Source organism: Methylobacterium frigidaeris, assembly GCF_022179185.1.
GTDB lineage: Bacteria > Pseudomonadota > Alphaproteobacteria > Rhizobiales > Beijerinckiaceae > Methylobacterium > Methylobacterium frigidaeris.
On record NZ_BPQJ01000098.1, the window covers coordinates 1 to 7,199 of the forward strand.

General features: G+C 69.7%; 4 protein-coding genes and 1 pseudogene. All 5 read left to right on the forward strand.

Annotation, left to right across the window (positions count from 1 at the left end; translation table 11 throughout):
* Positions 1 to 147 precede the first annotated feature (147 nt).
* The 5 genes and pseudogenes from MFF64_RS36110 to MFF64_RS36130 all read left to right on the forward strand — a co-directional run bounded on the left by MFF64_RS36110 (position 148) and on the right by MFF64_RS36130 (position 7,006).
* Positions 148 to 1,653, forward strand: coding sequence for a tripartite tricarboxylate transporter permease (locus MFF64_RS36110; RefSeq protein WP_099899979.1), 1,506 nt, complete (start codon positions 148 to 150; stop codon positions 1,651 to 1,653).
* Positions 1,654 to 1,679: 26 nt separating this feature from the next.
* Entirely contained in the window at positions 1,680 to 2,597 is a 918-nt protein-coding gene (locus tag MFF64_RS36115; RefSeq protein ID WP_099899981.1) for an NAD(P)-dependent oxidoreductase, read from the forward strand.
* A gap of 49 nt (positions 2,598 to 2,646) precedes the next feature.
* Positions 2,647 to 4,398, forward strand: a complete 1,752-nt coding sequence (locus MFF64_RS36120; RefSeq protein ID WP_238193825.1) for an IlvD/Edd family dehydratase — start codon at positions 2,647 to 2,649, stop codon at positions 4,396 to 4,398.
* Positions 4,399 to 4,408: 10 nt separating this feature from the next.
* Entirely contained in the window at positions 4,409 to 5,335 is a 927-nt protein-coding gene (locus MFF64_RS36125; protein ID WP_099899975.1) for a dihydrodipicolinate synthase family protein, read from the forward strand.
* A gap of 97 nt (positions 5,336 to 5,432) precedes the next feature.
* Positions 5,433 to 7,006, forward strand: a pseudogene (locus MFF64_RS36130) (aldehyde dehydrogenase (NADP(+))).
* Positions 7,007 to 7,199: the final 193 nt, after the last annotated feature.

Consider the following 7,199-nt stretch of genomic DNA (forward strand, 5'->3'; position numbering starts at 1 on the left):
TCCGTCGGCTCAAAGCCATACTTCAGGGCGGACCACTCCGATGGGGGCTGACCAGCTCGGCTTCCATTGATCCGGCACGCCCGGTCCTCCGGGCTTTCCGTTCTGAGAGACCGTTCCCCCGCCCAACCCGCCATCGAAGGCACAAAGATGTCGAACATCGAATCCCTCATTCAGGGCTTCCGGGTGGCGTTCACCGCCTACCACCTCGTTCTGATGGTTTGCGGCGTCCTGCTCGGGATCCTGGTCGGGGTGTTACCCGGCCTCGGCGCCCCGAACGGCGTCACCCTGCTCCTGCCCCTCACCTTCACGATGCAGCCGGTCTCGGCCATCATCCTGCTCGCCTCGATGTACTGGGGCGCGCTGTTTGGCGGCTCGACCACCTCGATCCTGTTCAACATCCCGGGCGAGCCGTCCTCGGTGGCGACGACCTTCGACGGCTACCCGATGGCCAAGCAGGGCCGCGCCACCGAGGCGTTGAGCTACGCCTTCCTATCGGCCGGGTTCGGGGCTCTCGTCGGCGTCGTCGTGATCACGGCCCTGTCGGGCTACGTCGCGCAGTTCGCCCTGCGGTTCTCCTCGCCGGAATACTTCGCCGTCTATCTCCTCGCCTTCGCGAGCTTCGTCGGCCTCAGCGGCGCCTCGCCGTTCAAGACCCTGACGGCGATTGCGCTCGGTCTCGGCTTCGCCTCGATCGGCATGGATTCGGTCTCGGGCAGCCTGCGGCTGACCTTCGGGCTCAACGAGCTCCTGCGCGGCGTCAGCTTCCTCGTCGCGGTGATCGGGCTGTTCGGCATCGGCGAGTTGCTGCTGACCATGGAGGAAGGCCTGCGCTTCGACGGCGTGAAGGCGCGCGTGACGCTGTCCGGTACCCTGCGGGCGGCGGCCGACCTGCCGCGCTACTGGCTGGCGCTGCTGCGCTCGGCGGTGATCGGGATCTGGATGGGCATCACCCCGGGCGGGCCGACCGCGGCCTCGTTCATGTCCTACGGCCTCGCCAAGCGCTTCTCGCGCCGTCGCGCCGGCTTCGGCCGCGGCGAGCCCGAGGGCGTGATCTCGCCCGAGACCGCCGACCACGCCGCCGGCTCCTCGGCGATGCTGCCGATGCTGGCCCTCGGCATCCCGGGCTCGGCGACCTCGGCGGTGATGATGGGCGGGCTGATGATCTGGGGCCTCACCCCCGGCCCGACCCTGTTCACCGACCAGCACGACTTCGTCTGGGGCCTGATTGCCTCGATGTATCTCGGCAACGTCGTGGCGGTGGTGCTGGTGCTCGCCACCGTGCCGCTCTTCGCCGCGATCCTGCGGATCCCGTTCGCGATCATCGGCCCGGTCATCATCGCGGTCTGCGTCATTGGCGCCTACACGGTGGCGGGCGCGACCTTCGACCTCTGGCTGATGCTGGTCTTCGGGATCGGCGGCTACGTGTTCAAGAAACTCGACTATCCCCTGGCGCCGCTCGTGCTCGCGATGGTGCTGGGCGACAAGACCGAGGACGCATTCCGCCAGTCGATGATCCTGTCGCGCGGCTCGCTCGCGATCTTCTGGTCGAACCCGCTCGTCGGCACGCTGACGACGCTCGCCCTGCTGCTCGCCGCCTGGCCGCTGCTCACGCTCCTGGTCCAGCGCCTCGGCGGCGCCCGCCGCCTCGCCTGATCCCCCGCACTACGGACACGATGGCCATGACCGATACGACTGCGCACGACCCCGCGACCAAGACGACCTCCAGCCCGCACATCGCCTTCCTGGGCACCGGCCTGATGGGCGCCCCGATGGCCCGCAACATCCTGCGGGCCGGCTACCGCGTCACCGCCTGGAACCGCTCCCGCGCCAAGGCCGAGGCGCTCGCGGGCGCCGAGGTCGCCGGCAGCCCCGCCGAAGCGGTGCGCGGCGCCGACATCGTCGTCCTGATGCTGGAGAACGGCGGCATCGTCGAGGAGGTGCTGTTTGGCTCCGGCACCGCGGAGGCGATTCCGCCCGGCGCCGTCGTCGTCGATATGAGTTCGATCAAGCCGGCAGAGGCGCAAGACCACGCCACCCGCCTGGCCGAGCGCGGTGTCGCCCACGTCGACGCGCCGGTCTCCGGCGGTACCGTCGGGGCCGAAGCCGGCAGCCTCGCCATCATGGCGGGGGGTGAGGCTGAGGCCTTCGCGAAGGCCGAGGCCGTGCTCGCCACGATGGGCCGTCCGGTTCATGTCGGGCCGCACGGCGCCGGCCAGCTCGCCAAGCTCGCCAACCAGATCATCGTCGGGGTGACGATCGGGGCGGTGGCCGAGGCCCTGATGCTCGCCGCCCGCGGCGGCGCCGATCCGGCCAAGGTGCGCGAGGCCTTGCGCGGCGGCTTTGCCGAGAGCCGGATCCTCGACCTGCACGCCGAGCGGATGATCGCGCGGGACTTCACCACCCGCGGCCGCTCGGTCACTCACCTCAAGGACCTCGACAACGCGCTCGATGCCGGGCAGCGCCTGGAGCTGACCGAAGTCCCCTACACCGCGCTCACCGCCGGGCTGTTCCGCGGGTTGCTGGAGCATGCCGGCGACCTCGACCATTCCGGCCTGCTGGTCGAGCTGGAGCGGCGCAACGACCCGGCCCAGGCTTGAGCCTTCGACCGTCACCGACGAACCGGCCCCCGGATCCCCCGAGACGATCATGACGCACGACGACGACACGCCCCGCGACGGCCGCAAAGCCCTGCGCAGCCAGGCCTGGTTCGGCCGGCAGGACAAGATGGGGTTCTACTACCGCTCGTTCCTGAAGAACTCGGGCCAGCCGCACGATCGGTTCGAGGGCCGGCCGGTGATCGGCATCTGCAATACCTGGTCCGAGCTCAACCCCTGCAACCAGCACTTCCGGGCGCTGGCCGAGCATGTCCGCTGGGGCGTGCTCGATGCCGGCGGCTACCCCCTCGAATTCCCGGTCTCCTCGCTCGGCGAGGTGACGATGCGACCGACCGCGATGCTGTTTCGCAACCTCGCGGCCATGGATGTCGAGGAGGCGATCCGGGCGCATCCCCTCGACGGCGTCGTGCTGCTGATGGGCTGCGACAAGACTACCCCTGCGCTTCTGATGGGCGCGGCCTCGGCGGATCTCCCGACCATCGGCGTCTCGGGCGGGCCGCAGCTGCGCGGCGTCTATCGCGGCCAGCTCATCGGCTCGGGTACCAACATCATCTCGATGTCCGAGCAGCTGCGCGCCGGCGAGGTCACGCTTCGCGACTTCCACGAGGCTGAGGCCGGCATGAACCGATCGGCCGGCTCCTGCATGACCATGGGTACCGCCTCGACCATGGCCTCGATGGTCGAGGCGCTCGGCGTCAGCCTGCCCGAGAACGCCGCGATCCCCGCCGCCGATGCCCGCCGGAGCCTGCTGGCGCGGCTGTCCGGCCGGCGCATCGTCGAGATGGTTAACGAGGACCTGACCTTGTCGAAGATCCTGACCCGGCCGGCCTTCGAGAACGCGATCCGCACGCTCGCGGCGATCGGCGGCTCGACCAACGCGGTAGTGCATCTCCTCGCCATCGCCGGGCGGATCGGGATCGACCTCACCCTCGACGACTTCGACCGCCTCGGTCGCGACGTGCACTGCCTCGTCGACCTGATGCCGTCGGGCCGCTTCCTGATGGAGGATTTCTACTACGCCGGCGGCCTGCCGGTGGTGCTGCGGGAGCTGAGCGACCGCGGCCTGCTGCACAAGGACGCGCCGACCGTGAACGGCCGGCCGATCGGGGAGAACGTCCAGTCGGCGGCCTGCTACAACCGCGAGGTCATCACGCCGTTCGAGGCCCCGTTCAAGGCCGAGGCCGGCATCGCCATCCTCACCGGCAACCTCGCGCCGAACGGGGCCGTCATCAAGCCGTCGGCCGCCTCGCCGGAGCTGATGAACCATACCGGCCGGGCCGTGGTGTTCGAATCGGTCGAGGCGATGCACCACGCGGTCAACGACGAGGACCTCGACATCGACGCCTCCTGCGTGATGGTGCTCAAGCATTGCGGCCCGAAGGGCTATCCGGGCATGGCCGAGGTCGGCAACATGCCGATCCCCCAGAAGCTGCTGCGCCAGGGCGTGCGCGACATGGTGCGGATCTCCGACGCGCGGATGTCCGGCACTGCCTACGGCACCGTGGTGCTGCACGTTGCGCCCGAGGCGACCGCCGGCGGGCCGCTCGCCTTCGTGCAGAACGGCGACCTCATCACCCTCGACGTCGCCGCCCGCTCGCTGCACCTGCACGTCGACGAAGCCGAGCTGGCGCGCCGACGCGACGCATGGGTGCCCCCAGTACCGCATGCCGAGCGCGGCTACGCCAAGCTCTACATCGACCACGTGCTGCAGGCCGACCGCGGCGCCGACCTCGACTTTCTGGTCGGCCGCACCGGCTCCCCGGTGCCGCGCGACAACCACTGAGAGAGCAACCATGACGACAGCGTCCCGCTCCTATCGCGGCGTCTTCCCCGTCGCCCCGACGATCTTTCACGAAAACGGCACCCTGGACCTCGACGGCCAGCGCCGGGCGATCGACTTCATGATCGAGGCCGGCTCGAACGGCCTGTGCGTCCTCGCCAACTTCTCCGAGCAGTTCGTCCTCACCGACGCCGAGCGCGAGGAGGTGATGACGGCCGTGCTGGAGCACGTCGCCGGCCGGGTGCCGGTGATCGTCACCACCACGCACTTCGCCACCCATATCTGCGCCGAGCGCTCACGCCGTGCGCAGGACCTCGGCGCCGCGATGGTGATGATCATGCCGCCCTATCACGGGGCGACGATCCGGGTGACCGAGGCCGGCATCGAGCGGTTCTTCCGCCAGGTCTCGGACGCGATCTCGATCCCGATCATGATCCAGGACGCGCCGGTCTCCGGCACCGCGCTCTCGGCGGCCTTCCTGGCGCGGCTCGCCCGGGAAGTGGGGAACGTCTCCTACTTTAAGATCGAGACCGCCCAGGCGGCGGCCAAGCTGCGCACCCTGCTGGAACTCGGCGGCGACGCGATCGAGGGCCCGTGGGACGGCGAGGAGGCGATCACGCTGCTCGCCGACCTCGATGCCGGCGCCACCGGCGCGATGACGGGCGGTGGATATCCCGACGGCATCCGCCAGGTTCTCGATCCGTACTTCGCGGGTAACCGTCCGGCCGCGATGGCGGCCTATGAGCGCTGGCTGCCGCTGATCAACTACGAGAACCGCCAGACCGGGCTGGCCGCGGCAAAGATCCTGATGAAGGAGGGCGGCATCATCCGCTCCGACGCCTTGCGCGCGCCCCTCGAGCCAGTCCACCCGGCGACCCGGGCGGGGCTGATCGAACTTGCGCGCGAGCGCGACGCCCTCGTGCTGCGCTGGGGCCGCTGAGGGCCCTTTACGAAAACAACTGATGCCGGCGAAGCCGGCCACCGCCGAACCGCATTCGGTCGTGGCGGTGGATACCTCCAGCCTGGAATTGGACCACATGGACATTCGTGGCGAGAACCTGATCGGATCCTCCGCAATCATCGGCGCCGAGCGGCCGGTCCACGGTATCGAAGCGGCGACGGGCGTGACGCTGGAACCCGGCTTTGCCGGCGCCACCTGGCCGATCTAGAGCGGGCCTGCGCCCTCGCGGCCGAGGCCTTCCCGGTCTACCGCGAGACGTCTCCGACCGTCCGGGCTGACTTCCTCGAAGCCATCGCCCGTAACATCCTCGACCTTGGCGACGACCTGATCCTGCGTTGCATGGCCGAGACCGGCCTGCCGCGGGCGCGCCTCGAGGGCGAACGCGGCCGCACCGTCAGCCAGCTCCGGATGTTCGCCGAGGTCGTGCGGGACGGCTCCTATCTCGAGACTCGCATCGATCCGGCGCAACCGGAGCGCAAACCCCTGCCGCGCCCCGACCTGCGCCTGCGCATGGTCGCCCTCGGCCCGGTCGCGGTGTTCGGCGCCTCGAACTTTCCCCTCGCCTTCTCGGTCGCGGGAGGCGACACCGCCTCGGCGCTTGCCGCCGGCTGTCCCATCGTCGCCAAGGCGCATTCCGCCCATCCCGGCACCGCCTGGCTCGTTGGGACGGCTGTGCAGAAGGCGGTGCGGGAATCCGGGCTGCCGGAGGGGACGTTCTCGCTCCTGTTCGCCTCCAGCCGCGACGTCGGGCAGGGGCTGGTGGCCGATCCGCGCATCGCGGCGGTCGGCTTCACCGGCTCGCGCGCCGGCGGCACCGCACTGATGCACACGGCCGCCTCCCGCCTGGTCCCGATCCCGGTCTATGCCGAGATGAGCAGCGTCAACCCGGTGATCCTGCTGCCGGCTGCCCTGGCCGCCCGCGGCGAGGCGATCGGTAAGTCGTTCATCGCCGCCCTGACCCTCGGGGCGGGCCAGTTCTGCACCAATCCCGGCCTGATCCTGGCGGTCGACGGCGACGGCCTCGACGCCTTCCTGGCCGGTGCCCGCGGCGCCCTGGCGGAGGCCCCCGCCGCCACGATGCTGACCCCCGGCATCCACCGGGCCTATTGCGCCGGCGTCGCGGCCCTGGAGGAGCATCCGGAGGTCGAGCGGATCGCCGAGGGACGTGCTGGCGATCGCTTCCAAGGGCGCGCCGCCCTGTTCGCCACCAGCTCCTCGGCCTTCCTCGCCGACCACCGCTTGGGCGAGGAGGTCTTCGGCGCAGCGTCCCTGGTTGTGCGCTGCCGTGACGAGCACGAAATAGCCGCCGTGCTGGCGCGGCTCGACGGCCAGCTTACCGCGGCCCTGCATCTCGACGAGGCGGATCACGAGGCGGCTCGCGCCCTGCTGCCGGTGCTAGAGGCGAAGGTCGGGCGCATCCTGGCCAACGGGTTCGGCACCGGCGTCGAGGTCGGCCACGCCATGGTGCATGGCGGTCCCTACCCTGCTACGTCCGACGGACGCTCGACCTCGGTCGGAAGCCTCGCCATCGCGCGCTTCCTGCGCCCGGTTAGCTATCAGGACCTGCCCGACGCCCTGCTGCCGGCGGCTTTGCAAGCTGACAATCCCCTGGCCGTGCGGCGGCGCGTAAACGGGACGCTTGAGGCCTGATCAGGCTGCTGGCTCGGCAAGCCGATGCCGTCTGGCACGCGCGAGGCGTGTGCCAGACGGCATCATCAGGACAGAGATTTTTATTTGGCAACGGAACCAGCTGTTGGCGAACCGATCAATCAAAAATCTTATCGTATAATACCGCCGCGCTTATGTTTTGACTCGTGAGGGTTTTCACCGGTTCGTGGAGGTG